A 26,780-nucleotide genomic window follows, 5' to 3' on the forward strand; every position below is an offset into this window, starting at 1 on the left:
GTCAAACGTCGCTGTTGGTATCGGTATCGGTGCCCAGGTCGGTGGGCGGTGTGCCGCGTGGCAGCAGCAGCGTGAAGCGTGCGCCCGCAGGTTGGCCCTGGGCGTTGAGGATGGTATCGCCCCTGATGCTGCCGCCATGCGCCTGCACGATGGCGCGGCAGATGGCCAGCCCCAGGCCCACACCGGGCGTGGCGCTTTCGCGGGCCCCACGCTCGAACTTTTCAAACAGCAGCTCCTCGCGACCTTTGGGCAGGCCGGGGCCTTCGTCGGTGATGGTCAGGGCCACCGCATCGCTCTGGGCCTGCGCCCCGATGTGGATGGCCGTGCCGGCGGGCGTGTACTTGGCGGCGTTTTCCAGCAGATTGACCAGCACGCGCTCCATCAGCACGGCGTCGATCTGCAGCAGTGGCAGGTCGTCGGGCAGGTGCACGTCCACACGGTGGGTGCCCATGGCGGGGGCGCTGGCAGCCAGCGCACTGCCCACCACTTCTTCCAGCGGCTGCCAGGCCTTGTTGAGCTGCACGGCCCCAGCCTCCAAACGGGCCATGTCCAGCAGGTTGTTGACCAGTGCGCTCATGCGCTGGGCCGATTGCTGGATGGCGCCGGTCAGCTCCTGCTGGTGGGCGGGCAGGGGCGGCTGCACCATGGCCAGTGATTCGGCCAGGCCGACCAATGAGGCCAGCGGCGTGCGCAAGTCGTGCGAGATGGCAGAGAGCAGCGAGTTGCGCAGCCGCTCGGACTCGATCTGCACCGTGCTTTTTTGCGCCACATCAATGTAGTGGATGCGCTCCAGCGAGATGGCCAGCAGCGAGGCACAGGTCTGCAGCAGGCGGCGCGGTTCCACCCCCGGCACCTGTCCTTGGGGCATGGCTACAACCAGCACGCCGCGGATGCGCATGGGCGCCTTGAGCGGCAGCACCAGCGTGGGGCTGGAGTGCAAGGTGTCCGTACCCCGGCCAGCAGGCTCACCGCGCTCAAACGCCCATTGCGCTACGGCCATGTCCACCGGCGCGCTGCCGCCGGGCAGTATCTGAAGGCGGTTGTCGTCGTCAGCGACCACCAAAGTGCTGCCTGCGTTGAACTCGCCGGTCATGAACCGCGCGCCAATCTCGGCCACTTGCTCGGGCAGCAGCGCGGCAGACAGGTCGCGCGCCATGTCGTACAGGCTGCGCACGCGGTGTTCGCGCTCGGTGGCGGACTCGGCCTGCACCTTGAGCCCGGCGGTGAGCTGGCCCACTACCAGGGCCACCACCAGCATCACGGCGAAGGTGACGAGGTACTGCGCGTCACTGACCGCAAACGTGAAGCGCGGCGGTACAAAGAAAAGGTCGAAGAACGCCACACCCAGAATGGCGGCCATCACGGCAGGGCCGCGTCCAAACCGCAAGGCCACGCCCACCACCACCAGCAAAAACAGCATGACGATGTTGGTCAGCTCCAGCACATCGGCCAGCGGCGTGGCCACCACGGCAGCAAGGCAGCAGGCCAAGCCCGCCGCCAGATAGCCAGGCCAGAAGGCAGCGCCCTTGTTCGTGGTTTCAGGCGACGCATTGGAGGTGGAGGGGCGCGACAGGCCTGCGCGGGCGGGCAGCGTGCCCACCTGCAGCAGGTCGAGGTCGCTGGCCAGATGCCCCACCTGGTCGGCCAGCGTGGTCTGCCAGGGCCAGCGGCGTGCGCTGCGGTCCATGACCACGCGCACCAGGTTGTGCTCGCGCGCATAGCGCACCAGGGCCTGCGCGGGCTGGGCGGCAGGCAGCACCGTGCAGGCCACGGCCCCCAGCTGTTGCGCAAGTTTCAAGGTGCGCTCCACCTGCGGATGCAGCGTGGCCGACCGGCCTTGCTGCTCGGGCGTCTCGACATGCACGGCGTGCCAGGGCAGGTCGAGCTGGGCGGCCAGACGGGCGCAGTTGCGCACCACTTTTTCGGCGTTGTCGCCCGTGCCCACGCAGGCCAGCAGGGCCTCGCGGTTGGGCCACACGGCCTCGGCGCTGGTGCTGCTGGCGCGGCGGTAGGCGCGCATTTCGTCGTCCACACGGTCAGCGGTGCGGCGCAGGGCCAGCTCGCGCAGGGCCAGCAGGTTGCCTTTGCGAAAGAAGTTGGCAGCGGCGCGCTCGGCCTGCTGGGGCAGGTAGACCTTGCCGGCCTTCAGGCGCTCCAGCAGTTCGTCGGGCGGCAGGTCTACCACCACCACTTCGTCGGCCGCGTCAAAGAACTGGTCGGGCACCGTCTCCCACACGCGGATGCCGGTGATGCCGCTCACGATGTCGTTCAGGCTCTCCAGGTGCTGCACGTTCATGGTGGACCACACGTCGATGCCTGCGGCCAGCAGTTCTTCGGCGTCTTGCCAGCGCTTGGGGTGGCGCGATCCGGCCACATTGCTGTGGGCCAACTCGTCCAGCAGCACCAGGCCCTCGGGGTGCGCGGCGCCCCAGGCCAGGGCGGCGTCCAGGTCAAACTCGGGCAGGGTGCGGTCTTTGTAGGGCAGGGCGCGCAGCGGCAGGCGCGGCAGGTGGGCGGTCAGCGCCTCGGTGTCGGCACGGCCGTGCGTCTCGACCATGCCAATGGTGACGGGCGTGCCTTGCGCCTGCGCAGCGCGTGCTGCCGACAGCATGGCAAAGGTCTTGCCCACCCCCGCGCAGGCGCCAAAGAACACCTTGAGCCGCCCACGCTGCTGCTGGGCTTGCTCTTGCTGGATGCGCTGCAGCAGCGCGTCGGGGTCGGGGCGATCCTGCATGGCTACAGTGTATCCATCAATTTGCATTCAAATTGGCCTCTAGCGCTTATTCATCAAGCGCAGGCAGCTATTATTTTGGTAGCGCATCGAGCGCCAGGTTCAAGGCCAGCACGTTCACACGCAGCTCACCCAGCAGGCCCAGCCAGGGGTTTTCGGTGTGCAGCTGCACCAGGGCCTGTACCTGTGCCACGGGCAGGCTGCGAGCGCGGGCCACACGCTCGGCTTGGTAGGCGGCGGCTGCGGGGCTGATGTGCGGGTCGAGCCCGCTGGCCGAGGCGGTGACCAGATCCACGGGCACGGGTTGTGTGTTGCCGGGGTCGGCAGCGCGCAGGGCTTCAATGCGTGCCTTCACAGCATCTGCCAGCGCCGGGTTGGTGGGGCCCAGGTTCGATCCGCCCGAGGCCGCTGCGTTGTAAGGCATGGGCGCCGTGGCCGAGGGGCGGCCCCAGAAGTGGCCGGGCTCGGTGAAGGATTGCCCGATGAGTTCGGAGCCCCGCACCTTGCCACTTTGCGTGATGAGGCTGCCGTTGGCCTGGTGGGGGAAGGCGGTCTGCGCCACGCCGGTGACGGCCAGGGGGTACAGCAGGCCGGTGATGATGGACAGCACAACGAACAGCGTGAGGGCAGGGCGCAGCAGGCCGCCTGGGCTGGCGGGCACGTCGTCGCGGGGAATACGGACAGGCATAGGATTTTCCTTTTCAGTCATTCGGTGGGCTATGTCTTTGGATGGGGCGTGGCTCAGGTCAGGCCAGTCGCTGCCAGCACCATGTCAATCAACTTGATGCCAATGAATGGCACCACCACCCCGCCCAGCCCGTAAATAGCCAGGTTGCGGCGCAGCAGCGCAGCAGCACCTACAGCGCGGTAAGCCACGCCCTTCAAGGCCAGCGGGATCAAAAAGATGATGATCAATGCGTTGAACACCACCGCTGACAGGATGGCCGACGAGGGGCTGGCCAGGTGCATGAAGTTCAGCGCCGACAACTGCGGGTAGGTGGTGACAAACGCCGCCGGGATGATGGCGAAGTACTTGGCGATGTCGTTGGCGATGCTGAAGGTGGTGAGCGAGCCGCGTGTCATCAGCATCTGCTTGCCGGTCTCCACGATCTCGATGAGCTTGGTGGGGTTGCTGTCCAGGTCCACCATGTTGCCCGCCTCCTTGGCGGCCTGGGTGCCGGTGTTCATGGCCACGGCCACGTCGGCCTGGGCCAGGGCGGGCGCATCGTTGGTGCCGTCGCCCGTCATGGCCACCAGTTGGCCATTGGCCTGGTAGCTGCGGATGAGCTGCAGCTTGGCCTCAGGGGTGGCCTCGGCCAGAAAGTCGTCCACACCCGCTTCGGCGGCAATGGCGGCGGCCGTCAGGCGGTTGTCGCCCGTCACCATCACGGTCTTGATGCCCATGCGGCGCAGTTCGGCAAAGCGCTCCTTGATGCCGCCCTTGACCACGTCTTTGAGCTCCACCACGCCCAGCACGTGGGCACCATCGGCCACCACCAGCGGGGTGCTGCCACGGCGCGATACATCGTCCACCGCCGTCTGCACGGCGGTAGGAAAGCGCCCGCCCAGGGCCTCCACATGTTTGCGGATGGCATCGGCCGCACCTTTGCGCAGCAGGCGCGGGCCGGGCAGGTCCACCCCGCTCATGCGGGTCTGGGCGGTGAAGTGCACGAACTGGGCGCCCATGGCCTCGATGTCGCGCTCGCGCAGGTTGAACTTCTGCTTGGCCAGTACGACGATGCTGCGGCCTTCGGGCGTTTCGTCGGCCAGCGATGCCAATTGGGCGGCGTCGGCCAGGGCGGCATCCGTGACACCCGGGGCCGAGATGAACTGGCTGGCCTGGCGGTTGCCCAGGGTAATGGTGCCGGTCTTGTCCAGCAGCAGCACGTCCACGTCGCCTGCAGCCTCCACCGCGCGGCCTGAGGTGGCGATCACATTGGCCTGCATCATGCGGCTCATGCCCGCCACGCCAATGGCGCTGAGCAGGCCAGCAATCGTGGTGGGGATCAGGCACACCAGCAGGGCCACCAGCACCACCAGGCTCACAGGCTCGCCCGCACCGCTGGCCTGCACGCTGAACAGCGAGAACGGCAGCAGCGTGACCACCACACCCAGGAACACGATGGTGAGCGCCACCAGCAAAATGGTCAGCGCGATCTCGTTGGGTGTCTTGTGGCGCTTGGCGTTCTCCACCATGGCGATCATGCGGTCCACGAAGGTCTCGCCGGGGTTCACGGCCACGCGCACTACGATCCAGTCGGACAGCACGCGGGTGCCGCCAGTCACGGCCGAGAAGTCTCCGCCCGATTCGCGGATCACCGGGGCGGATTCGCCGGTGATGGCGCTCTCGTCCACCGAGGCCACACCATCGATCACCTCGCCATCGGCAGGGATGGTGTCACCCGCCTCCACCAGCACCACATCGCCCTTGCGCAGGTTGGCTGCCTCCAAGGGCAGCCAGGTCATGGCGGTGCGTGGGGTGTTGCGGTCAAACTGGCCGTCCAGCTTTTTCGCCCAGGTCTGCTTTTTCAGGCCGCGCAGCGAAGCCGCCTGGGCCTTGCTGCGGCCCTCGGCCATGGCCTCGGCAAAGTTGGCGAACAGCACGGTGAACCACAGCCACAGCGCCACGGCAGCGGTGAAGCCCTCAGGTTTGCTGGCGGCCAGCGCGGTGGTGAATGCGCTGCCCACGTACACCACAAACATCACGGGGTTGCGCCATTGCACGCGCGGGTCCAGCTTCTTGAAAGCCTCCAGCAGCGCGGGGCGCACCAGGGCGGGGTCGAACAGGGTCAATGTTTTGCGAGTCATCACAATCTCCCAGCTATCTTCTTAACGTGGCCAGAGCATCAAATGCTCGCCCACCGGGCCCAGCGCGAGGGCGGGCACATAGTTCAACAGTCCGACCAGCAGCACCACACCGCCGAGCAGCACCACAAACAGTGGGCCGTGCGTGGGCAGGGTGCCGTCGGTGGCGGTGGCGCGCTTCTTGGCGGCCAGGGCACCGGCCATGGCCAGCACGGGCACGATCACGCCAAACCGCCCCAGCCACATGGCCACGGCCAGCAGCGTGTTGTAGAACGGGGTGTTGGCCGACAGGCCTGCAAAGGCGCTGCCGTTGTTGTTGGCGGCAGAAGACAGCGCATACAGCACCTCGCTGAACCCATGCGCGCCCGGGTTGGCCAGGCCAGCGCGGCCCGCCTCGCTCATCACAGCTACGGCCGTGCCCAGCAGCACCAACAGCGGGGTGATGAGGATCGCGATGGACACAAGCTTCATCTCGTGCGCCTCGATCTTCTTGCCCAGGTATTCGGGCGTGCGGCCAATCATCAGCCCGGCAATGAACACGGCCATGATGGCGAACACCAGCATGCCGTACAGGCCCGAGCCCACGCCGCCAAATACCACCTCGCCCATCTGCATGAGCACCATGGGCACCATGCCGCCCAGGGGGGTGAAGCTGTCGTGCATCGCAATCACCGCGCCGCAGCTCGCGGCTGTGGTGATCACTGCGAACAGGGCCGAGGCGGCGATGCCAAACCGCGTTTCTTTGCCTTCCATGTTGCCGCCCGGCTGCAGCGCGCTGGCGGCTTGGTCCACGCCCAGCGAGGCCAGAAGCGGGTTGCCCTGCTGCTCAAACGTGGTGGCTGCCAACACTGCGACCAGGAATAGGAGGCTCATCGTTGCCAGAATCGTCCAGCCCTGGCGCTCATCGCCCACCATGCGGCCAAACACCAGGCACAGCGCGGCGGGGATGAGGAAGATCGCCAGCATCTGCAGCAGGTTGCTGGCGGCCGATGGGTTCTCGAACGGGTGGGCCGAGTTGGCGTTGAAGAAGCCACCGCCGTTGGTGCCCAGCATCTTGATGGCGAGCTGTGAGGCCACGGGGCCCATGGCCAGCGTCTGGGTGGTTTGTGTGGCGGGCTCGGTGACCGGGGCGCCTTGTGCGTCGAGCACGGGATGGCCTGCGCTATCGAGCTTGGGGGCGTCGTAGTGGACGGGCTCCAGCGTCTGTGCCTCGGTATAGGGTGACAGGTTCTGGATCACGCCCTGGCCTGCAAACACTACGGCCAGCACCAGCGACAGAGGGAGCAGCACCCATAGCGTGGCGCGGGTCAGGTCGGCCCACACATTGCCGATGGATTGTGCAGAGTGCCTTGCAAAACCACGCACCAGCGCAATGACGACCACCAGGCCCGTGGCGGCAGACAGAAAGTTCTGCACCGTCAGCGCCAGCATCTGCGTGAGGTAGCTCATGGTGCTCTCGCCACCATAGCCTTGCCAGTTGGTGTTGGTGACAAAGCTGACGGCCGTGTTGAAGGCCGAGTCCGGCGACACGGCAGCCATGCCTTGCGGGTTGAGGGGCAACACCGCCTGCCAGCGCTGCAGCGCATACACGGCCAGCACGCCCAGGCCGTTGAACACCAGCAGGCCCAGCGCGTAGCGCAGCCAGCCAGTTTCTTCGTCGGGCCGCACGCCAGCAAGTTTGAACAGCGGCCCCTCCAGCCGCCGCCCCAGGGCAAAGCGGCCTGCCATGACGGCGTCAATCCAGCGCGCCAGCGGCCAAGCCAGCGCCAGCAGCAGTGCCATAAACACTGCCAGTTGCAGCCAGGCACCGGTGCTCATGAAAAGTCCTCCGGCCGCAGCAGCACAGCGACCAGGTACACCAACAGGGCAGCAGCCAGCACGGCCGCCAGAATCATCCAGCCGCTGGTCATGACCGCCCCCCTTGCGCTTGCTGTTGCAGCCGCGCGCAACCCTGGGCCAGCCCATAGCCAGCCAGCCAGAGCAGGCCTGCTGTCGCCAAAAATATCCAGTCCATAGCGTCCTCCTTGAGACATGGACCGATGCTAGGAATGGCCGCATCAAGACGAGCGCAAGAGTGCGGGGCGGGGTATCAAGATCGCATCAAGATGCGCGGGCGCGCGGCCGGACTATCAAACAGGTGTGTGGTGGTGTGCTATCTAGTTGATAGCTATTGGCGCTTTGTCTTCCTGCGCTAGAGGCTGTTTTTGCTCTGATTCACCTTTGTGCGGGGCACGGGCTGGCTGGTGGTGGTGCAGGCGTTGGGTGTGTCTGCTGTTGCACGCCTTGCTGGGGCACACACTGAGGCTTTCTAGCAAGGGAGCCGGGTCACAGCAGTGCTTGGATGCCAGCCCGGAGCCAAGGCGCTCGCAAGGTGAGATCATCCCCACCCCGGTTTTCGTTTCTTTTCTTCATGACCCAGGCCACTCCACTCCGTCCCAGCGCTTCCAGTCCGCTCAATTCGCTGGTCCCTTTGCTTTTTGTGGCGCTCTGGAGCACCGGCTTTATCGGCGCCAAGCTGGGGCTGCCGTATGTGGAGCCACTGACCTTTCTTGCGCTGCGGTTTGCCATCGTCATCGTGCTCATGCTCGCGGTGGTCGCCGTGGCGCGTGCGCCGTGGCCGCCAACGGGAAGGGCCTGGCTGCACATTGGGGTGTCGGGCCTGCTGGTGCATGGCGTGTACCTGGGCGGGGTGTTCATGGCCATCGGGCACGGGCTGCCGTCAGGCATCACGGCGCTGGTGGTGGGGTTGCAGCCACTGCTGACAGCCCTGGTGGCCGGGGCTTTGCTGGGCGAGAAGGTGCGGCCGGCACAGTGGGCGGGCCTGGCCCTGGGCTTTACCGGCGTGGCGCTGGTGGTGGCCGGCAAGGTGGCCACCGTGCCAGCCAATGCACTGATGGGCATGCTGCTGCCCGCTGTGGTCGCGCTGCTGGGCATCACGGCCGGCACGCTGTACCAGAAGCGTTTCTGCCCCTCGTTCGACTTGCGCACGGGCTCGGTGATTCAGTACCTGCCCTGTGCCGTGGCCATGGCCGCCGTCGCCTACGCCACCGAATCCATGGCCATATCGTGGACGGGAGAGTTTGTGTTTGCGCTGGGCTGGCTGGTGCTGGTGCTCTCGCTGGGGGCGGTGAGCCTGCTGAACCTGCTCATTCGCCGGGGCGGCGCAGTGAACGTGGCCAGTCTGTTCTACCTGACCCCGCCCACCACGGCGCTGATTGCCTGGGCCATGTTTGGCGAGACGCTCAGCGGCTGGGCGCTGGTGGGGATGGCGTTGGCAGTGGCGGGGGTGTGGCTGGCGCGGCAGACGAGGTAGGGCCTCAATAGGCCCTGCAGATCAAAGCTTGCGCAGTCGCTCCAGCGCGGCGCGCAGCGTTTCGTCCTTCTTGGCAAAGCAGAACCGCACCACGCGCTGGTCAAACCCGTCGCCATAGAACGCTGACAGCGGAATCGCCGCCACGCCCACCTCGCGGGTGAGCCACTGGCAGAAATCGGCCTCGTTCAAGTCGCTGATCGCCGAGATGTCCACGCACTGGAAGTAGCTGCCGGTACTGGGCAGCAGCTTGAAGCGCGAGCCCTCCAGGCCCTGGCGGAACAGGTCGCGTTTGGCCTGGTAGAACGCGGGCAGTTGCAGGTAGGGCGTGGGGTCTTGCAGGTAGGCAGCAAGGCCATGCTGCATGGGCGTGTTGACGGTGAACACGTTGAACTGGTGCACCTTGCGGAACTCGGCCGTCAGCGCTGCAGGGGCGGCCACGGTGCCGACCTTCCAGCCGGTAACGTGGAAGGTTTTGCCAAAGCTGGACACGATGAAGGCGCGTGCGGCCAGGCCCGCAAAGCGCGCTGCGCTCTGGTGCTCGGCGCCGTCGAACACCATGTGCTCGTACACCTCGTCGCTGATCAGCAGGATGTCGGTGGGCGCGAGCAGGTCTTCGAGCTGGCGCATTTCCTCGGCCGTCCAGATGGTGGCGCTGGGGTTGTGCGGGCTATTGATGAGGATGGCGCGGGTGCGCGGCGTGATGGCGGCGCTGATCTTGGCGAAGTCGGGGCGGAAGGTGCCTGGCGTGAGCGGCACGCGCACGGCCTTGCCGCCAGCCAGCTCGATGTTGGGCACATAGCTGTCGTAGCAGGGGTCGAGCACGATCACCTCATCACCCGGGTGCACGATGGCGAGTATGGCGGTGATGATGGCCTGCGTGGCACCCGCCGTGATGGTGATTTCAGTATTGGGGTTGTAGGCGCGGCCGTGCAGCGCCTCGATTTTGCGGGCCACGGCCTCGCGCAGCGCGGGGATGCCGGGCATGGGCGGGTACTGGTTGTGCCCGGCCTGCATGGCGGCGGTGACGGCGTTCACCAGCTCAGGGGCGCATTCAAAGTCTGGAAAGCCCTGGCCCAGGTTGACGGCCTTGTGTTCGGTGGCAAGGGCCGACATCACCGTGAAGATGGTGGTGCCGACGTGGGGCAGCTTGCTGGGGAAGGCTGGGGTGCGGGCGGCAGCGTTAGCTTGGGTCATGGCGCAACAACGTAAAAATCAAAGGTGTTTTGAAGACAGGCGAACTACGGCGAAGTCACAGCTCATAGTCGTTGACGTGCCCCGTCATCGCACGTGCGATAAGGTCGCGGCTCAGCCGGTCGCTGAGCAGTTCGGCAAATTTATAGACAAAGTTGCGCAGGTAGGCGCTGCGCTTGAAGGCAACGCGTGCCACGCTCTGCCCGAAAAGGTGGCCCACAGGGCGCACGGCCAAGTCGCCCACCGGGTCGTCGCGCATGGCCATCTCAGCAACGATGCCGATGCCCAGGCCCAGGCGCACGTAGGTCTTGATCACGTCCGAGTCGATGGCTTCGAGCACGATGCGCGGCTGAAGCTTGCGGGCGGCAAAGGCCTGGTCGATCTTGCCCCGGCCGGTGAACGAGGGGTGGTAGGTAATCAACGCCTCGTGCGCCAGGTCGTCCAGGCCGATGCGTTCCTTCTGCGCGAGCGGGTGGTCGTTGGGCACGACCAGCACGTGCTGCCATTCGTAGCAGGGCAGGGTGACGAGTTCGGGGTAATCGGCCAGGGATTCGGTGGCCATGCCGATTTCGGCCACTTCATCGATCACCATGCGCGCCACCTCGTGCGGCGTGGCCTGGTGCAGGCTGATGTTGACTTTGGGGTAGGCCTCACGCAGCCGCGCCACGGGCACGGGCAGCACGTAGCGGGCCTGGGTGTGGGTGGTGGCGATGCTCAAGGTGCCGCTGTCTTGTGCGCTGAACTGCTCGCCAATGCGCTTCAAGTTACCCACCTCGCGCATGATGACTTCGATGCTTTTGAGCACGTGCTGGCCGGGCTCGGTGATGCGCTTGAGGCGTTTGCCGTGGCGGGCAAAGATGTCCACGCCCAGTTCTTCTTCCAGCTCGATGATGGCCTTGGAAACCCCGGGCTGGGAGGTGTGCAGGGCCTTGGCGGCTTCAGTCAGGTTGAGGTTGCGGCGTGCTGCCTCTTGAACGAAACGGAATTGGTGCAGGTTCATATCTGATATCGCCTAAAGGGTTGCATCATTATGCTGCAAGCATCTAAGAGATATTGGAAGAACCTCAGCTTTGGGGCGCCTCGCACGCGATTTCTGCCATCAATGCGGTCATGCGCGGGTCTTCGCCGATGGCGGTCTGCACGTGGAAATGAACGCCGGGGTGGGCGGCACGCAGGTCCTGCACCAGCACGGGCAGGTCTTCACGCGCATGCTTGCCGGTGCCCAGGAACATGGGCACCACGGTGACCTGCGTGGCGCCCTGTGCGGTGAGTTGCTGGGCGGCATCTGGCAGCGATGGTGTGCACAGTTCCAGGTAAGCGCAAAGGACCGGCCTGCCAGGCTGCTGCGCGGCGATATGCGCCGCAACGGCTTCCAGCGGCACGCGCCAGAGTGGGTCCCGCGATCCGTGTGCGAATAAAATGATAGCGGCTTGCGCTTGTTGCATAAGCGGTAGAGGCCCAAAAGGCTTAAAAAAATTTTACCGGCGAAGCACCAGCCAGCCGAAGGCGGCTAGCGACAGCACGGAATAGATGAGCCCCGGCGCGGCGGCGGTGAGCCAGGGCGACCAGTTCTGCAGGTTGCCTGCATAGCCGAACACGTTGTTCAGCAAGAAGAAGCTGATGCCCGCCATGACGCCGCCAAACACATAGCCCGCAATGCCGCCCGAGCGGAAATGCAGGTAGGCAAAAGGCAGGGCCAGCACCACCATCACCAGGCAACTGAGCGGGTAGAAAACCTTGCGCCAGAACTCGATTTCGTACCGCTGGGCAGACTGGCCGTTGGCGTCGAGGTGGCGGATGTACTGGAAGAGGTCGATGGTGGCCATGCGGTCGGGTTTGAGCAGCGAGGCGGCCACCATGTCGGCGCTGATGCGGGTGGGCCACTGCAGGGTGGGTGCATCCAGGTGCTCCACACGCGCCTCGTCGTTGCCGCGCTGTTCGAAGCGGCTGCGCTGCACTTGCTCCAGGTTCCACGCACCGTCCGGCCCAAACTGGCCGGATGCGGCCCGCGTCTGCGAGGCGAGCCGGCCCTTGGCATCGAATTCAAAGATACGCACGTCCAGCATGCCGCCATTGGGTGTGAGGGCGCGCACGTTCACGGCATAGGAGTAGTCGTCCTGGCGCTCTTTGAGCCAGGCGCCCGTGGCGCCAGTGGTCAGGCGCCCCAGGTATCGCACCTTGACGAGCTGGGCGGCGCGGTCGGTCAGCGGCGCAATGTAGTCGCCTACCGCAAAGGTCAACAGTACAAAGAAGCCCCCCAGCGCCACCAGGGTGCGCAAGGCACGCCACGGGCCCATGCCGCTGGTGCGCATGATGGTGAATTCGGAGCTTTGGGCGAGCCGAGCCATCACGAAGATGGTGCCGATGAGCACGGTAATGGGCAGCAATTCGTACAGGTGGCTGGGAATGCTCAGCACCACGAACAGGAAAGCATGCGAGAGCTGGTAGCCCTCGGCGCCGGTGCGGCCCACCCAGCGCAGTTCGTCCACCAGGTCAAAAAAGAAAAACAGCGCCAGAAATCCGGCGGTGACAAAGGCCACGGCGAACAGGGCTTCGCGGTGGATCAAGCGGCGAATGGTTTTCATGCGGGGCTCCTGGTCAGACGGGGCTGCCAGAGCCGCCGCACGGTCCAGTGGTTGTGGCGCGCAGCCAGGATCAGCAGCGACATGGTCAACATGCCGCCATGCAGCAGCACCATGAAGCTCAGCAGGCCCAACCGGCCCGCACCCACCCAGCTTTGTCCCAGCGTCATGAGGTTGTAGTACACGATGAAGGCAAAAAGCGCGAACACCAGGCTGGTGCTGCGCGCAGCGCGCGGGTTGACGCTGGCCACGGCCAGGCCCAGCACGACGAAGTTGATGGCGGCCAGCGCCAGCCCCAGGCGCCAGCCCAGCTCGGCGCGGTAGGCGGGCAAGGGTTGCATCAGCAGCTCGTGCGTGGCGCGGGTCTTCACAGACAGTTCTTCCGCCGAGCCTGCAGGTGCCGACCCAATGCGGGTGCCGTATTCGGAGAACTCGCTGATCTTGACGCCGGGCTTGTCGCGCGAGGTCTCCAGGCGCTGTCCTTCGCTCAGCACCGCCATGCGCTCGCCGCCCCGTGTCTCCAGCCGCGCGCTGCGCGCAGAGGTCACGGATTCGCGGGCGCCGTCGGTGGCGGCGATGAAGATGTTGTTGCCAGCCTGCGTGTCGGGGCTGTCCTTGTCGATGAAGAACACCCGGCTGCCGTTGGAGGATTCCTGGAATTCGCCGGGCGCGATGCGGTCGATGTCGCTGCGTTGTTCGTAGCGCGTCTTGAGTTCCTGAATCTGGGAGTTGGCCCAGGGCCACACCAGCAGCGACAGCACAGCAATGACCACCATGACCGGCCACGCAAAACGCAGCAAGGGCCGCAGCAGGCTGATGAGGCCACGGCCGCTGGCAAACCAGATGACCATTTCGCTGTCACGGTACATGCGCGAAAGTGTGCCGACCACAGCGATGAAGAGGCTCAGGCTCAAGATGGTGGGCAACTGCCCCAGCACCGTGAAGCCCATGACCAGCATCACATCGGAAGGGCTCACGCTGCCCTTGGATGCCTGTCCCAGGGTGCGGATGAGCATCATGGTCATGACCACGGTCACCAGCACCACGAGCGTCGCGCCAAAGCTGCGCGCCAGCTCCTTGCGGATGGATGAATCGAATAACATTGGCTAGGAGCGCGCTATGCACTTTTGCGTGCATATCAAAGTGCATAGCACGCTCAAAAGGAAAACACCGATTATGAACTTTGATCTCAAGACCCTTGACCTTGCTGCGGCAGCTTCAGAGAAATGCGACCTGCTGGTTGTGCTGCTCCCTGAGGGCTTCAAGCCCGGCAAGGATGCGCTGTCCGCCCTAGCGGCCCTGGCGCTCAAGAACGGGGATCTGGCCACCAAGGCGGGCAAGCACCTGCAGCTGTACCAAGTGCCTGCCGTTGCCGCCCGTCGCGTAGTGTTGGTGGGGCAGGGTGACGGATCTGCCCGTGCCACCCGCCAGGCGCTGCAGGCGGTGGGGGGTGCCGTCAAGGCGCCGCAGACCAAACGGGTGGTGTTGTGTTTTGCCGGAGCCGTGCAAGCCGCTTCTGTCAGCGCCGCCGTGCAGGCTGTGGCCGAAGTGAGCTATGTCTACACCACCACCAAGACCAAGGTGGAGGCACGCAGCCTGAGCCGCTGCGTGGTGGGTGTACCCACCGCCCCGGATGTGCGCGAGGACTTCGACGCCGGTGTGGCGCTGGTGGCTGGGGTTGAGTTTGCGCGGGAATGGGGCAACCGCCCCGCCAACCATGCCACCCCCACCCTGCTCGCCGATGCCGCCAAGACTCTGAGCAAGCTGCCCCGCATCCAGTGCAAGGTCCACGGCCCGGCCGAAGTGGCCCGGTTGGGCATGGGCGCCTTCCTTGCTGTGGCAAGGGGTTCCGAGGAACCCCTGAGATTCATCGAATTGCGCTACAACGGCGCGGCCAAGGACCAGGCTCCCGTCGTGCTGGTGGGCAAGGGCATTACGTTCGATACCGGGGGCATCTCCATCAAGCCTGCCCCGGAGATGGACGAGATGAAGTTCGACATGTGCGGCGCTGCCAGTGTGCTGGGCACCTTTCGCGCTCTGGGAGAGTTGCAGCCCTCGATCAATGTGGTGGGGCTGATACCCGCCTGCGAGAACATGCCCGATGGCCGTGCCGTCAAGCCGGGTGACGTGGTCACGAGCATGAGCGGTCAGACCATCGAAATCCTGAACACCGACGCCGAAGGCCGTCTGGTGCTGTGCGATGCGCTCACCTACGCCGCCCGCTTCAAGCCTGCCGCCGTGGTGGACATCGCCACCCTGACCGGCGCCTGCGTGATTGCGCTCGGTGGTGTGCGCAGTGGTCTGTTCGCCAACAACGATCCCCTGGCATCCGCATTGCAGCAGGCCGGCGAGTCTGCCCAGGACCCTTGCTGGCGCATGCCGCTGGACGACGACTATGCCGATGGTCTCAAGAGCAATTTCGCCGACATGGGCAATGTAGCCGGCCGTGCGGGGGGCTCCATCACCGCCGCGAAGTTCCTGCAAAAGTACGTGGGCGACGTGCCATGGGCGCACCTGGATATTGCTGGCACGGCCTGGAAGGGTGGCGCCGCAAAAGGTGCCACAGGGCGGCCGGTGGGACTTCTGGTGCACTATCTGATGGGCCAGGCCCGTGCCAAGCCGGTTTCCAAGCCTGCGGCGGCAAAACGCTCCGTGCGCACCAAGACGGCCTGAGCGTGCCATGACCGAGGTTGCGTTTCATTTCAATGCGCCGGACAAGCTGGCCTACGCATGCCGCTTTGCGCGCAAGGTGCAGCGCAGCGGGGCCCGCCTGGTGATTGCGGCGCCACCCGACACCTTGGCGGCGCTGGACCGCATGCTCTGGGCCCTTGCTCCGCAGGACTTTGTGGCCCATTGCCTTGGCGATGCTGATCAAGACCTGGTCCATGCGTCTCCCGTGTTGCTGACTGCCGATGCCCGGTCTGCCCCGCACCATGAAGTGCTACTGAACCTGCACGCGGAGGTGCCCGAGGGATTTGGCCGGTTTGATCGGTTGGTGGAGGTGGTGAGTGCGCAGGATGAGTTGGATCGTGGCGAGGCCCGGGCGCGCTGGCGCCACTATGCATCGCGCGGCTATGCCATTACTCGCCACGACTTGGTGCTGAAAGCTGGCTGATGGCGCTGCCTCCTCCCAAAACGCCCCCGCGCTTTGTTCCCACCCTCACCGAAGTGGTGCAGGTGCCGGACTCCGCGCCTCTGCCGCCGGCGTCCTCTGCACCATTGCGCACCACGGTCATGTCTCCGTCCGCGTTGCCCGCTGCAAGACCCAGCCCGACAGCAGCGCAGCCTGCGACACGACCGCTGAGCCCGCCTCTGCCCAGTGCCCGCCCGCCTGCTGTGATGGCGCCACGCCCGGCTGCACCAGCGCCCGTGCAGAGTGCGCCCGCTCCGTTGGTTCACCATGCTCCCGTTGCGGCGGCAGTGGCTCCCGCGTCTTCGTCTTCGCCTTCGCCAGCATCGCTCGCGTCGACCCTCGGGTCTTCAAAGACGCCCAGACCGCAGCTCACCCGGCCACTGCCGGAAGGCATGGAGGAGTACATGGTGCACAGGGTCATGCAGCGTGTGGACGTTGTGCTGGATCAACGTTTGCGCGAAGCCATCGCCACCGTGGTGCAGGAGCAGACACGATCAGTGCTGCCGCGACTGCGTGAAGAGATTGAATCCGTGGTCCGGCATGCCGTGTACGAGGCGGTGGCGGACGAGCTGGCCAGTGGCGCGGCCTCGGTGCCAAAGGGATGACAGGGTATTCCCCTGTGGTTTCTCTCGCGTTTAATCGTGTTCCCTAATGATCTGGCCCGTAAATTGCGATATGTTCGCCTGCGTTGAGACACAAGAAGATTCTCAGCGTTTATCTTTACTGGAGATTTGATATGCAATTGAAGTTGAAACTGACCGTGGTTGCTGCTATCGCGGCTGTTGCTGGTGTGGCCTCTGCACAAGAGCAGGTGGTCAAGATCGGCCATGTGGCTCCGGTTTCCGGCGCCCAAGCCCACTACGGCAAGGACAACGAAAATGGCGCCCGCATGGCCATTGAAGAGCTGAACGCTCAAGGCATCACCATCGGCGGCAAGAAGATCAAGTTCGAACTTCAAGCTGAAGATGACGCTGCCGATCCAAAGCAGGGCACGGCCGCTGCACAAAAGCTGTGCGACTCCAAAGTTGCAGGCGTTGTCGGCCACCTCAACTCCGGTACCACCATTCCTGCTTCCAAGGTCTACAACGACTGCGGCATCCCGATGGTGACGGGCGCTGCGACCAACCCCAACCTGACCAAGCCTGGCTACAAGACCACCTTCCGTATCATCGCCAATGACAACGCCCTGGGCGCTGGCCTGGCGTTCTACGCTGTGGATACGCTCAAGCTGAAGACGGTTGCCATCATCGACGACCGTACTGCTTACGGCCAAGGTGTGGCAGACGTGTTCAAGAAGACTGCCACTGCCAAGGGCATGAAAGTGGTGGACGAGCAGTTCACGACCGACAAGGCTACCGACTTCATGGCCATCCTGACAGCCATCAAGTCCAAGAACCCTGATGCCGTGTTCTACGGCGGTATGGACCCTCAAGCCGGCCCCATGCTGCGCCAGATGGAACAACTGGGCATGGGCAACGTCAAGTACTTCGGTGGTGACGGCGTCTGCACGTCTGAAATCGCCAAGCTCGCAGCGGGTGCCAAGACCCTGGGCAACGTGATTTGCGCTGAAGGCGGCTCTTCGCTGGCCAAGATGCCTGGCGGCACGGCCTGGAAGGCCAAGTACGATGCCAAGTACCCCAACCAGTTCCAGGTCTACAGCCCCTACACCTACGACGCCACGTTCCTGCTGGTGGACGCTATGAAGCGCGCCAACTCCGTGGACCCCAAGGTGTACGTGAACGAGCTGGCCAAGTCCAACTTCAAGGGTGTGACCTCCACCATCGCTTTTGAACCCAATGGCGAAATGAAGAACCCCGCCATCACTCTGTACGTCTACAAGGACGGCAAGAAGACCCCTCTGTAATCGGAGTGGTCTGGCTCTTCAAGGTTTTTTTGGCTTTGGAGAGCGCCAAACAAAAGGGCTTCCTTTGGGAAGCCCTTTTTTTGTTGTTCAAATGCAGCTAGGTGGGGTGAGCAGGTTGTTCTGCTTGGCTGCTCAATGCCCAGGAGCTGGAGTTTGTTGAAGACTCGGGCGATGACCAAAACCGGCGCTAGGCGCAGCAGAAGATGCAATCGTACTGAGGTCAGGAGCTTCCAGTCTTGTTGCTTCCCGCAATAGCGAGGATGGATGTACCCGATTTTTGCGCCAAATTAACGCCGCACCTGCAGTGCGCCTGGATTCACGATGTTGGTGGGAGTGCCTTTGATGAAATTCACCACATTGTCGAACGCTGCACCAAAATAAAGCTCATAGCTGTCTTGCTCTACATAGCCAATGTGGGGCGTGCAAATGCAGTTCTCCAGCCGCAGCAGGGCATGGCCCTGAAGGATGGGTTCGCTCTCGAATACATCGACAGCGGCCATGCCGGGGCGGCCCCGGTTCAGGGCGGCAATCAGGGCATCGGTCTCAATCAGCTCGGCACGCGAAGTGTTGACCAGCAGGGAGGTGGGCTTCATGCAAGACAGATCTTCGAGTGAGACGATGCCGCGCGTTTCGTCGTTGAGCCGAAGGTGGAGCGAGATCACATCGCATTGCGAGAAAAACTCCTCGCGCGTGGTGGCAGCCTGGTATCCATCCGTCAAGGCCTGGGCGCGTGATGCCTCACGCCCCCAAATGCGGACGTTCATTCCAAAAGCACGCCCGTAGCCCGCCACCAATTGGCCAATGCGGCCATAACCCCAGATACCCAGCGTTTTGCCCCGCAGCACGCTGCCAAGGCCAAAATTGGGAGGCATGGACGCCGTCTTCAGCCCTGATTGTTGCCAGGCGCCATGCTTGAGGTTGGAGATGTACTGCGGCAGTCGGCGCATTGCGGCCATGACAAGTGCCCACGTCAGCTCTGCGGGGGCCACGGGTGAGCCTATGCCTTCTGCCACTGCAATCCCACGTTCCGTACAGGCAGCTACATCAATGTGATTGCCGATCTTGCCGGTTTGCGCGATGAGCTTGAGACGGGGAAGTTTCTCCACCAGTTGACGGGTGATCTGGGTGCGCTCCCGCACAAGCACGATGATGTCAGCGTCTTTGAGGCGGACGGACAGCTGGCCCAGCCCCTTGACGGTATTGGTGTAGACCTTGGCGGTGTACGCGTCGAGCCGGGATGCGCAGTGGAGCTTGCGGACTGCGTCCTGGTAGTCGTCGAGAATCACAATGTTCATCCCGACATTGTGCCTTGGCTACGCCGGTCGTTTCATACCGGACCGCCCCCTGGTACAGGAAAGGATGGGGCTTTTGGTGACGGAGTGTTGGCGACCTCGACAAGCGCTGTCCACAGCGATCAGGCAGCACCCTCAATATGCAAAGCAGTCAATGGATCGCTGGGTGGTGCATGCCTTGGGCTCAACAGGCTTGCAGCGCCGCCTCGGATGCAGCCAGGCGGTCCAGCTCGGCGCACACATCGGCCATGCGGCCGGCGATCACCAGTCGGCCTGAGCCGCCCGATGTGGGGACCCTGCGCAGGACCTTGGCAGCCCTGCCGCCTGAGCCGTCTGCCAATCTGGATGATCCACCGGCAACGCGGGTAGCGGCAGGCGGCGGTATGAACGCCCGGGCATCGGTATTGGTGGCCACAAACCGCGTGGTGGCTCCGGTGGGTGGTGTCTGGGGGCTGACCGTAAAGGGCCAGTTGCCTCGCGGTGGACGTTGGCTGGGGATGTTGGATGGATGGCGGGGTTTGTCAGTGCCTGCTGATCCGCTCCTGCGGCCCAGGTCCGCGTCATCGGGATGGGGGCGGGGCGCTGGCAGGTCTGCTGCAGACGGCTCCTTGAAGGTGTGGAGCCAGTGGGTCAGGGTACGCAGAGTGCTGGAGAGCGCAGAAAAGGTGGTCAAGGCAATTCCCATGTGAAAACTCCGAAGGTCGGGGGTTGGACATAGGCAGGATTGCAAAGTAAACCGGCACCGCAGGGCTGGCGTACTGGTTTTACCAGTGCGCCAAACGCCCGCCACCTGCAGCGCGGCAGCTAACGAACTAATTCATGAGTGAATGCGATGGAGCGCTGTGGTTACATCAGCATGGTGTTGCGGATGAGGCCGACGGCGAGCCCTTCAATCTCAAAGGGTTCGCCGGGCTGCACCACGATGACCGGGTAATCCGGGTTCTCGGGCAGCAGTTCGATGGCGGTCGCAGTGCGGCGCAGGCGCTTGACCGTCACATCGTCTCCCAGGCGGGCCACGATGATCTGGCCGTTGCGGGCTTCGCGGGTGGACTGCACAGCCAGCAGATCGCCATCCATGATTCCGGCATCGCGCATCGACATACCGCGCACTTTGAGCAGGTAATCGGGCTTGTGATGGAACAGGCTGTTTTCCACACTGTAGGTTTGGTCAACGTGTTCCTGCGCGAGAATGGGCGACCCTGCCGCCACACGTCCCACCAGGGGTAGCAACAGTTGTGAGAGTCCGGGAATCGGCAGGCTGAACTGGTTGCCGCGCGCTGCATTGATGGAGCGCACGGTGTCACCGCGCAACCGGATGCCACGGGATGTGCCACTGACCAGCTCGATCACGCCTTTGCGCGCCAGCGCCTGGAGATGTTCTTCTGCCGCGTTGGCCGACTTGAACCCCAGTTCGGCAGCGATCTCTGCACGGGTGGGCGGCGCCCCGGTGCGTGCAATGGCCGTCTGGATGAGATCCAGAATTTGTTGCTGGCGGGCAGTGAGTTTCGGGTTGTCGAGCATGGTGGTTTCCGGTGGAGGCGGCTACAGTGATGGACAACTGTTTTTTAATCCAGTAACTGTATTTTTCACCAGTTTTTCGGAGTACGCAAGTGAGTGGGCAAAAAATTGTGGTTTTGGGTACCGGAGGGACCATTGCGGGCACGTCCGCGCAGGCTGGCGACAACATCGGCTACACCGCTGCGCAGGTAGGGGTCGGGCAGCTGCTTGCAGCTGTTCCCGGATTGCAGCAGGCCGCGCGGAGCGTGCTGGTGGCGGAGCAGGTGGCCCAGATCGACAGCAAGGACATGGATGGCCAGGTGTGGCAGGCGCTGGCGCTGCGCTGTGCGCACCATCTGGAAGATCCCGAGGTGCGTGGTGTAGTCATTACCCACGGAACCGACACGCTGGAAGAGACGGCCTGGTTTCTGCACGAAGTGCTGGACACCCGCGCGAAACCCGTGGTGCTGACCTGTGCCATGCGCCCGGCCACGGCGCTCACGCCCGATGGGCCTCAGAATCTTCTGGATGCTGTTGCTGTGGCGGTCACGCCCGGCGCACGGGGTGTGCTGGCGGTCGCCGCTGGCGAAATTCATGGGGCACGGCAGGTTCAGAAGGTGCACCCCTACCGGGTGAATGCGTTCAACTCGGGCGAGGCCGGGCCTTTGGGTTGGGTGGAGGAGGGGGCTGTCCGCCTTGTGCAGGATTGGCCCCTGGCGCCTGGTGTTCCAGCATTGAATGCTATTCAAAATGTAGTGAATGCCGCAGCCTGGCCCCGCGTGGAAGTGGTCATCAGCCACGCTGGCGCATCGGGAACCATGGTGGACGCACTGGTGCGAGATGGGGTCCAGGGGCTGGTGGTGGCCTGCACGGGCAATGGCACCATCCACCATGCTCTGGAGGCCGCATTGCTGCGTGCCCAGGAGGCGGGTGTGCGCGTGGTGCGGTCCACACGCTGCCCTGAGGGGCAGGTGCTGCCCAAGCCGGGGGACGCATTACCGGACTCCAAAGGGCTATCCCCCTTGAAGGCCAGGATCTCGCTGATGCTCGAACTGCTGCACTGAGCAACAAGGCCGCTCCGATGTTTTTTGCAGCCCTTAAGTCCCATGCGTGGGCCTACCCCGCGCTGGAGGTGGTGCACATCGTGGGCATTGCCTTGCTGCTGGGCAATTTGGTCTTGCTGGAGTTGCGGGTGTTTGGCCGTGGGGCGGCGCTGCCCGTCAAGGACTTGGCGCGGCTCAGCCTGTCGCTGGCGTTGTGTGGTTTTGGCCTGGCGGCGGCGTCGGGCCTCTTGATGTTTGCCACACAGCCTGCCGAACTGCTCGCCAGCCGCGCATTCACCTTGAAGATGCTGCTGTTAATGCTTGCGGGTTGCAACGCCGCGTGGTTCCATGGGCGAGGTTCCCTGGCTCGCCTGGATGCTCTGGCGCGGGTACAGATGCTGGGTTCCACCGTGATCTGGCTGGCTGTGGTGGTGTGTGGCCGCTGGATTGCTTACCTCTGATCAGACATGACAAGGAGAGAACCGATGAGCCTGCAACGCCGCCACGTGCTCCTGGCCGCCACGGCCATTCCCTGGGGCGCGCGTGCCCACCATGGGTGGAGCAGTTTTGACCCCGACCGTCCCATCTACCTGGAAGGCACCGTGCGCAAAGTGCGCTGGCAAAACCCACACGCCGAGTTGGAGCTGGAGACACCTGCCGAGCTGAAGCTGCCTGCGGATCTGGCCCAGCGTGTGGTGCCTGCGCAGGTGTCCCCCGTGGATGGCAAGGCCTTGCTGGCCAAGACGGTTTTGCCTACCCGCAAAGACCGCCGCTGGGAGGTGGAGCTGGCGCCCCTGACCCGCATGCAGGCCTGGCAGGTGCAGGAGATCAAACCCGGCACTGCGGTATCGGTGGTGGGCTTTACCCTGCGCGAAGAGAAGGGCGACGCGGTGCTGCGGGCGGAATACCTGTTTGTGGATGGCAAAGCCTACGGCTTACGCTCCAGCCCAGCCTGAGCCATCGGTATGGCCCGGGGATAGCCATGCGAAAGACCTGAAACTGTTCCCTGCACCGCATAAAAAAAGCGACGCCATGCTGCCATGGCGTCGCTGGTTGTAAGGGGCGATAGCCCCGTGCCTTAACTGGCCAGTGCCTGCAGTGCGCGTGCCGTGATCTCGTCCACGCTGCCCGTGCCGCTGATGGCGCGGTACTTGGGGGCCAGCTCGGGTTCGGCCTGGGCCCAGTTGCTGTAGTAGTCCACCAGCGGGCGCGTCTGGTCGCTGTAGACCTGCAGGCGCTTCTTGACGGTTTCTTCCTTGTCGTCTTGGCGCTGGATCAGCTCTTCGCCCGTCACGTCGTCCTTGCCTTCCACCTTGGGCGGGTTGAACTTGACATGGTAGGTGCGGCCGCTGGCGGGGTGCGAGCGGCGGCCGCTCATGCGTTCGATGATGGCGTCAAAAGGCACATCGATTTCGAGCACGTAGTCGAGCTTGACGCCCGCTGCCTTCATGGCATCGGCCTGGGGAATGGTGCGGGGGAAGCCGTCGAACAGGAAACCGTTGGCGCAGTCTGCTTGCGTGATGCGCTCCTTGACGAGACCGATGATGATGTCGTCACTGACCAGGGCGCCCGAATCCATCACCGCCTTGGCCTGCAGGCCCAGAGGGGTGCCGGCCTTGACGGCTGCGCGCAGCATGTCGCCGGTGGAGATCTGGGGGATGCCGTATTTCTGGCAGATGAACGTGGCTTGCGTGCCCTTTCCGGCGCCAGGCGCGCCCAACAAAATCAGTCTCATGGAAGTCCTCGAAGGTTAGAAATCGGTTGGCGCCGCTGGCGGGGACGTTCGAAGGGCGCCTGAAGCCGTTCTGTGCGCCCGGGATGCGGTGCTCTCGTTGCGGTCGAGGATAGCATGCGACTCCCTTGCGCTGACTTACATGCTGCACCGGGTTGGGCAGGGGTGTCGCAGGGTGGATAGCCGGGGCATTCGGCGGACCGGCGCGGCGCGCGCCACCGGCCCGCTCCTCATCGGAAAAGGCGGCGAACCCGTTCCAGGTCTTCGGGCGTATCCACGCCCGGGCCAGGGACCGCTTTGGCCAGGTGAACCGCAATGCGGTGGCCGTGCCACAGGGCGCGCAGTTGCTCCAGCGCTTCCACCGCCTCGGTGGGGGCGGGTGTCAGGGCAGGAAATTGGCGCAGAAAGCCCGCACGATAGCTGTAGATGCCCACATGCCGCAGTGGCGCGAACCCCGCCAGGGCTGCTGCACCGGGTGCCGCCGCCTCGGCGGCACCTTGCCACCAGGCCAATCCCATATGGTCCCGCGCAAAAGGGATGGGCGCGCGGCTGAAGTAGTGGGCCAGGCCACGCGCGTCCAGCACCACTTTCACCACGTTGGGGTTGGTGTAGTCGGCCAGTGACGCAATCGCGTGGGCTGCGGTGCCCATGCTGGCCTCCGTCCGGGTGGGCAGGAGGGCTGCCACAGCGTCGATGAGGCCGGGGTCTATCAAGGGTTCATCGCCTTGCACGTTGACGACCACGTCGTCCCCGTCCAGGCCCAGTTGGGTACAGGCTTCGGCCAGGCGGTCGCTGCCGCTGGGGTGGTCGGCGCGGGTCAGTATCGCTTGTACGCCATGGGCGGCGCAGGCCTGCAGGATGCGAGGGTCATCGGCTGCCACCACCACGCGGGCTGCTGCACTTTGGGCGGCACGCTGGGCCACGCGCACCACCATGGGCAGGCCCGCGATATCGGCCAGGGGTTTGTCGGGCAAGCGGCTGGATGCCATGCGCGCTGGGATCAGCACCGTGAAGCGACCGCTCGCGGTCGGAGCGCCTGGCGTGCCGGGATCCGTTGCTGCGCTCACTGCTCCAGTTCCTCGTCGGTGAGCGTGCGGGCTTCGTTTTCGAGCAGCACCGGGATGCCGTCCCGCACCGGATAGGCCAGGCGAGCGCTGCGGGAGACCAGTTCCTGGGCATCGCGGTCGTAGGTCAGCGGGCCTTTGGTGACGGGGCAGACCAGCAGTTCAAGCAGTTTGGGATCCATGGTGACAGCGCTTTCCAGGAGGTTCGTTCGGGCAGGCAAGGATGATAGCGGCGGCCCGGGCGGTGAATCATTAATGCCTGTGGACGCCCAAGGCCAGCAGGCGCACCTCCAGCGCTGCGAAAAAGGCCGGGTCGATGTGCAATTGCAGGGGCACGGCCAGCGCGTCCGGGTGGTGTTGCCAGAGCTTGACAGCGTCTTTTTCAGTGCAAATTAGCGGGTGGCGCTTGTCAGATGCGCGGTTCCAGCTATCAAAATCATAGTGATCTGGTAAGGCTTCCGTGTGTGCCAGCTGCAGCGCCTCAGCCTGCAGCATGGCAAAGAACACTTCGGGGCGTGCCACGGCCGCCACGGCATGCAGCGGCTGGCCTTGCAGGTCCGACAGTGGCACCCGGGTGCCGTCCGCACGCAAGGCATAGGGGGCCAGTCGGCGTTGCAGGCCATAGGCATGGGTGGGGTCGCTTCCAGGCGGCAGAGTCCCTGCATGCAGCACAAAATCCACCGCGCGTGGCCAGGGCTCACGAAGGGGCCCCGCTGGCAGCAGGAAACCGTTGCCCACGCCCTGTTCGTTGAAGATGCATACCTCCAGATCGCGCGCCAGGGCCAGGTGTTGCAGGCCATCGTCGCAAACGATCACGTCGGTGTCCGGGTAAGCAGCCCGCAGGGCGCGGGCGGCGGTGATGCGGCGAGGCGCCACAAACACGGGCACCCGGCAGTTGTGCGCGATAAGGGCAGGTTCGTCGCCCACCTCATGGGCGGGGCTGTCGGGCGTCACCTCGCGGCAGTCGGTGGTGCTGCGGCCGTAGCCGCGGGAGACCACGCCGGGGCGCAGGCCCAGACCTTGCAGATGCTGGACAACGGCAATGACCACGGGGGTTTTACCTGCGCCTCCGGCAATCACGTTGCCCACGACGATGACGGGGCGGCCAGGGTGCTCCGCCTTCAGCAGGCCGATGCGGTAAAGCCCGCGCCGCATACCGACCAGCGTGCGGTACACCTGGGAGACTGGCCACAGCCCCCAGGCGAGCGGGCCGCGTGTCTGCCAGATTTTCTGGAGCCCGGAGGCGGGTGGGGGGAGGGCTGCGCCCCGCAATGCGGGGGCGCTGGGCGAGGGCGGCTGCAGCCCGGGGGCAGCCATGCGTGTCAGCGGCTGGGGCTGCGCGCCGCAGCCGAAGACTGCGTGGCAAACGTGATCTGCGTAAGGCCCACGCGGCGCGCTGCCTCCATCACCGAAACCACGGACTGGTGCGGCGCCATCGCATCGGCGCTGATGATGACCACACTGCCCGGGCCCGCTGTGGCGGCACTGCGCAAGGCCTGCGCGATCGCGTCCACGCTTTTGCCGTCCACGCCCGTCTTGTTGACGGCGTAGCGCCCGTCGGCGGCCACGGACACGATGACTTCCTTGGGGTGGTCGCGTTGCTGCTCGGCATCGGCCACGGGCAGCGTGAGCTGCAACTCGGTGAACTTGCTGTAGGTGGTGGTCAGCATCAGAAAGATGAGGATCACCAGCAGCACGTCGATGAACGGGATCAGGTTGATCTCCGGCTCTTCCTTGGCGCGGGGACGGAAGTTCATTGGCGAAGCCTTTCAGGCTGAGGTTTTGCCGCCGGGCCGCCCCAAGGCAAAACGCGGCCCCCTTGGGGGGCAGGGAGCCACTCGCAGCGGGCGGACCGTGGGGGCGTCATTTCTTCCGCAAACGCAGGATGTGGCGCACAAATTGTTCCGAAGCCAACTCCAAGGTGAGCAGATAGGCATCCACCCGGGCGCGGAAGTAGCGCCAGAAGATCAGCGCCGGGATGGCCACGATGAGGCCAAAAGCCGTGTTGTACAGCGCGATCGAGATGCCATGCGCCAGCTGGGCCGGGTTGCCGCCACCCATGGCCTGGCCCACGCCACCGCTGCCGGCCTGCGAGCCAAAGATCTCGATCATGCCGATCACCGTGCCCAGCAGGCCCAGCAAGGGAGCGGCCGAGGCGATGGTGGCCAGTGCCGACAGGTATTTTTCCAGTCGGTGCGCCACAGCGCGCCCTGCGCCTTCCATGGCGGCACGCAGGTCGGTCTCGCTGCACTGGGGGTTGCTGTTGAGGGTGCGCAGGCCGCTGGCCAGCACCTCGCCCAGGGCGGAGTTTTGCGCCAACTGGTTCACCACGTCGGGGGTGGGCACGGCCTTGGACGAGACCGTAATGGCTTCATCGAGCAATTTCGGGGGGGCGACACGGGCCGTCTTGAGGGCCACGAAACGTTCAAAAATCAGCGCCATTCCCAGGACGGAACACGCAATCAGGGGCCAGATCGGCCAGCCTGCGGCTTGTATGATGGACAGCAAATCTCTCTCCGCGCAGATGAAAGCA

The 26,780-nt window shown here is 64.7% G+C and carries 28 protein-coding genes; 8 read left to right on the plus strand and 20 right to left on the minus strand.

Annotated elements, in window-relative coordinates:
* Position 1: 1 nt before the first annotated feature.
* From C8C93_RS05860 to kdpF, 5 genes are all read right to left on the minus strand, one after another.
* Positions 2-2,734, minus strand: a complete 2,733-nt coding sequence (locus tag C8C93_RS05860; protein ID WP_121506219.1) for a DUF4118 domain-containing protein — start codon at positions 2,732-2,734, stop codon at positions 2-4.
* A gap of 70 nt (positions 2,735-2,804) precedes the next feature.
* Positions 2,805-3,419: a potassium-transporting ATPase subunit KdpC gene (gene kdpC / locus C8C93_RS05865; RefSeq protein ID WP_121506220.1), complete on the minus strand. Its 615-nt coding sequence runs from the start codon at positions 3,417-3,419 to the stop codon at positions 2,805-2,807.
* Positions 3,420-3,472: 53 nt separating this feature from the next.
* Positions 3,473-5,539 (minus strand): potassium-transporting ATPase subunit KdpB, encoded by a 2,067-nt coding sequence (gene kdpB, locus C8C93_RS05870; protein ID WP_121506221.1) that lies wholly within the window; start codon positions 5,537-5,539, stop codon positions 3,473-3,475.
* Between the two features lie 21 nt (positions 5,540-5,560).
* Positions 5,561-7,354: a potassium-transporting ATPase subunit KdpA gene (kdpA, locus tag C8C93_RS05875; protein WP_121506222.1), complete on the minus strand. Its 1,794-nt coding sequence runs from the start codon at positions 7,352-7,354 to the stop codon at positions 5,561-5,563.
* Positions 7,351-7,446 carry a K(+)-transporting ATPase subunit F gene (gene kdpF / locus C8C93_RS05880; RefSeq protein WP_010458774.1) on the minus strand — a complete coding sequence of 32 codons (96 nt, stop codon included), beginning with the start codon at positions 7,444-7,446 and terminating at the stop codon, positions 7,351-7,353. The genes kdpA and kdpF overlap by 4 nt, the downstream gene beginning before the upstream one ends.
* A 500-nt stretch (positions 7,447-7,946) precedes the next feature.
* Between kdpF and C8C93_RS05885 the strand changes: the two genes are divergently transcribed.
* On the plus strand, positions 7,947-8,849 hold the full coding sequence (locus C8C93_RS05885) for a DMT family transporter (RefSeq protein WP_121420300.1): 903 nt from the start codon (positions 7,947-7,949) through the stop codon (positions 8,847-8,849).
* 21 nt (positions 8,850-8,870) lie between these two features.
* Here the strand turns inward: C8C93_RS05885 and C8C93_RS05890 are convergent, their stop codons facing one another.
* From C8C93_RS05890 to lptF, 5 genes are all read right to left on the minus strand, one after another.
* Complete coding sequence (locus tag C8C93_RS05890) at positions 8,871-10,043, minus strand: pyridoxal phosphate-dependent aminotransferase (protein ID WP_121506223.1); 1,173 nt, start codon at positions 10,041-10,043, stop codon at positions 8,871-8,873.
* A gap of 55 nt (positions 10,044-10,098) precedes the next feature.
* Positions 10,099-11,040, minus strand: a complete 942-nt coding sequence (locus C8C93_RS05895) for a CysB family HTH-type transcriptional regulator (RefSeq protein WP_010458783.1) — start codon at positions 11,038-11,040, stop codon at positions 10,099-10,101.
* Positions 11,041-11,104: 64 nt separating this feature from the next.
* Complete coding sequence (locus tag C8C93_RS05900) at positions 11,105-11,485, minus strand: sirohydrochlorin chelatase (protein ID WP_121506224.1); 381 nt, start codon at positions 11,483-11,485, stop codon at positions 11,105-11,107.
* A 33-nt stretch (positions 11,486-11,518) separates the two neighbouring features.
* Positions 11,519-12,625 carry an LPS export ABC transporter permease LptG gene (gene lptG / locus C8C93_RS05905; RefSeq protein WP_121506225.1) on the minus strand — a complete coding sequence of 369 codons (1,107 nt, stop codon included), beginning with the start codon at positions 12,623-12,625 and terminating at the stop codon, positions 11,519-11,521.
* Positions 12,622-13,725, minus strand: coding sequence for an LPS export ABC transporter permease LptF (lptF, locus tag C8C93_RS05910; protein WP_121506226.1), 1,104 nt, complete (start codon positions 13,723-13,725; stop codon positions 12,622-12,624). The genes lptG and lptF overlap by 4 nt, the downstream gene beginning before the upstream one ends.
* 73 nt (positions 13,726-13,798) lie before the next feature.
* On the opposite strand from lptF, the gene C8C93_RS05915 reads away from it, so the two are divergent.
* Together C8C93_RS05915 and C8C93_RS05920 are read left to right on the plus strand one after the other, a co-directional pair.
* Positions 13,799-15,295 (plus strand): leucyl aminopeptidase, encoded by a 1,497-nt coding sequence (locus C8C93_RS05915; RefSeq protein WP_121506227.1) that lies wholly within the window; start codon positions 13,799-13,801, stop codon positions 15,293-15,295.
* Between the two features lie 7 nt (positions 15,296-15,302).
* The gene (locus C8C93_RS05920; protein WP_121506228.1) at positions 15,303-15,737 is read left to right on the plus strand and encodes a DNA polymerase III subunit chi; all 435 of its coding nucleotides are present in this window, start codon (positions 15,303-15,305) and stop codon (positions 15,735-15,737) included.
* A 280-nt stretch (positions 15,738-16,017) separates the two neighbouring features.
* Here C8C93_RS05920 and C8C93_RS25210 read toward each other — a convergent pair whose 3' ends face one another.
* Positions 16,018-16,161, minus strand: coding sequence for a hypothetical protein (locus tag C8C93_RS25210; RefSeq protein ID WP_199726987.1), 144 nt, complete (start codon positions 16,159-16,161; stop codon positions 16,018-16,020).
* Here C8C93_RS25210 and C8C93_RS25215 point away from each other — a divergent pair.
* Both C8C93_RS25215 and C8C93_RS05930 read left to right on the plus strand, forming a co-directional pair.
* Positions 16,160-16,360, plus strand: coding sequence for a hypothetical protein (locus C8C93_RS25215; protein ID WP_055396105.1), 201 nt, complete (start codon positions 16,160-16,162; stop codon positions 16,358-16,360). The two genes, C8C93_RS25210 and C8C93_RS25215, sit on opposite strands and share 2 nt — an antisense overlap.
* 131 nt (positions 16,361-16,491) lie before the next feature.
* Entirely contained in the window at positions 16,492-17,619 is a 1,128-nt protein-coding gene (locus C8C93_RS05930; protein ID WP_121420293.1) for a branched-chain amino acid ABC transporter substrate-binding protein, read from the plus strand.
* A gap of 287 nt (positions 17,620-17,906) precedes the next feature.
* Here C8C93_RS05930 and C8C93_RS05935 read toward each other — a convergent pair whose 3' ends face one another.
* From C8C93_RS05935 to lexA, 3 genes are all read right to left on the minus strand, one after another.
* A complete protein-coding gene (locus C8C93_RS05935) occupies positions 17,907-18,914 on the minus strand; it encodes a D-2-hydroxyacid dehydrogenase family protein (protein WP_055396027.1) in 1,008 nt (335 codons plus the stop codon).
* Positions 18,915-19,095: 181 nt separating this feature from the next.
* The gene (locus C8C93_RS24935; RefSeq protein ID WP_147433732.1) at positions 19,096-19,584 is read right to left on the minus strand and encodes a hypothetical protein; all 489 of its coding nucleotides are present in this window, start codon (positions 19,582-19,584) and stop codon (positions 19,096-19,098) included.
* 173 nt (positions 19,585-19,757) lie between these two features.
* Complete coding sequence (lexA, locus tag C8C93_RS05940; RefSeq protein WP_121506230.1) at positions 19,758-20,432, minus strand: transcriptional repressor LexA; 675 nt, start codon at positions 20,430-20,432, stop codon at positions 19,758-19,760.
* Between the two features lie 89 nt (positions 20,433-20,521).
* Here lexA and C8C93_RS05945 point away from each other — a divergent pair, with 89 nt between their 5' ends.
* The 3 genes from C8C93_RS05945 to C8C93_RS05955 are packed head-to-tail and all read left to right on the plus strand — an operon-like array spanning position 20,522 to position 22,407.
* On the plus strand, positions 20,522-21,472 hold the full coding sequence (locus C8C93_RS05945) for an asparaginase (protein ID WP_199726988.1): 951 nt from the start codon (positions 20,522-20,524) through the stop codon (positions 21,470-21,472).
* A 17-nt stretch (positions 21,473-21,489) separates the two neighbouring features.
* The gene (locus C8C93_RS05950) at positions 21,490-21,912 is read left to right on the plus strand and encodes a hypothetical protein (RefSeq protein ID WP_055396033.1); all 423 of its coding nucleotides are present in this window, start codon (positions 21,490-21,492) and stop codon (positions 21,910-21,912) included.
* 24 nt (positions 21,913-21,936) lie between these two features.
* Positions 21,937-22,407 carry a DUF6152 family protein gene (locus C8C93_RS05955; protein WP_121506231.1) on the plus strand — a complete coding sequence of 157 codons (471 nt, stop codon included), beginning with the start codon at positions 21,937-21,939 and terminating at the stop codon, positions 22,405-22,407.
* Positions 22,408-22,529: 122 nt separating this feature from the next.
* On the opposite strand, the gene adk is transcribed toward C8C93_RS05955, so the two are convergent.
* From adk to C8C93_RS05985, 6 genes are all read right to left on the minus strand, one after another.
* Positions 22,530-23,186 carry an adenylate kinase gene (gene adk / locus C8C93_RS05960; RefSeq protein ID WP_121506232.1) on the minus strand — a complete coding sequence of 219 codons (657 nt, stop codon included), beginning with the start codon at positions 23,184-23,186 and terminating at the stop codon, positions 22,530-22,532.
* Positions 23,187-23,413: 227 nt separating this feature from the next.
* The gene (gene kdsB / locus C8C93_RS05965) at positions 23,414-24,250 is read right to left on the minus strand and encodes a 3-deoxy-manno-octulosonate cytidylyltransferase (protein ID WP_121506233.1); all 837 of its coding nucleotides are present in this window, start codon (positions 24,248-24,250) and stop codon (positions 23,414-23,416) included.
* Entirely contained in the window at positions 24,247-24,429 is a 183-nt protein-coding gene (locus C8C93_RS05970; RefSeq protein WP_010458810.1) for a Trm112 family protein, read from the minus strand. The genes kdsB and C8C93_RS05970 overlap by 4 nt, the downstream gene beginning before the upstream one ends.
* A gap of 70 nt (positions 24,430-24,499) precedes the next feature.
* Positions 24,500-25,564: a tetraacyldisaccharide 4'-kinase gene (lpxK, locus tag C8C93_RS05975; RefSeq protein WP_121506234.1), complete on the minus strand. Its 1,065-nt coding sequence runs from the start codon at positions 25,562-25,564 to the stop codon at positions 24,500-24,502.
* A 5-nt stretch (positions 25,565-25,569) separates the two neighbouring features.
* Positions 25,570-26,004 (minus strand): biopolymer transporter ExbD, encoded by a 435-nt coding sequence (locus C8C93_RS05980; protein ID WP_121506235.1) that lies wholly within the window; start codon positions 26,002-26,004, stop codon positions 25,570-25,572.
* 106 nt (positions 26,005-26,110) lie between these two features.
* Positions 26,111-26,755, minus strand: a complete 645-nt coding sequence (locus tag C8C93_RS05985; RefSeq protein ID WP_055396044.1) for a MotA/TolQ/ExbB proton channel family protein — start codon at positions 26,753-26,755, stop codon at positions 26,111-26,113.
* Between the last annotated feature and the right edge of the window lie 25 nt (positions 26,756-26,780).

It is taken from the genome of Acidovorax sp. 93 (assembly GCF_003633835.1).
Taxonomy (GTDB): Bacteria; Pseudomonadota; Gammaproteobacteria; order Burkholderiales; family Burkholderiaceae_C; genus Acidovorax; species Acidovorax facilis.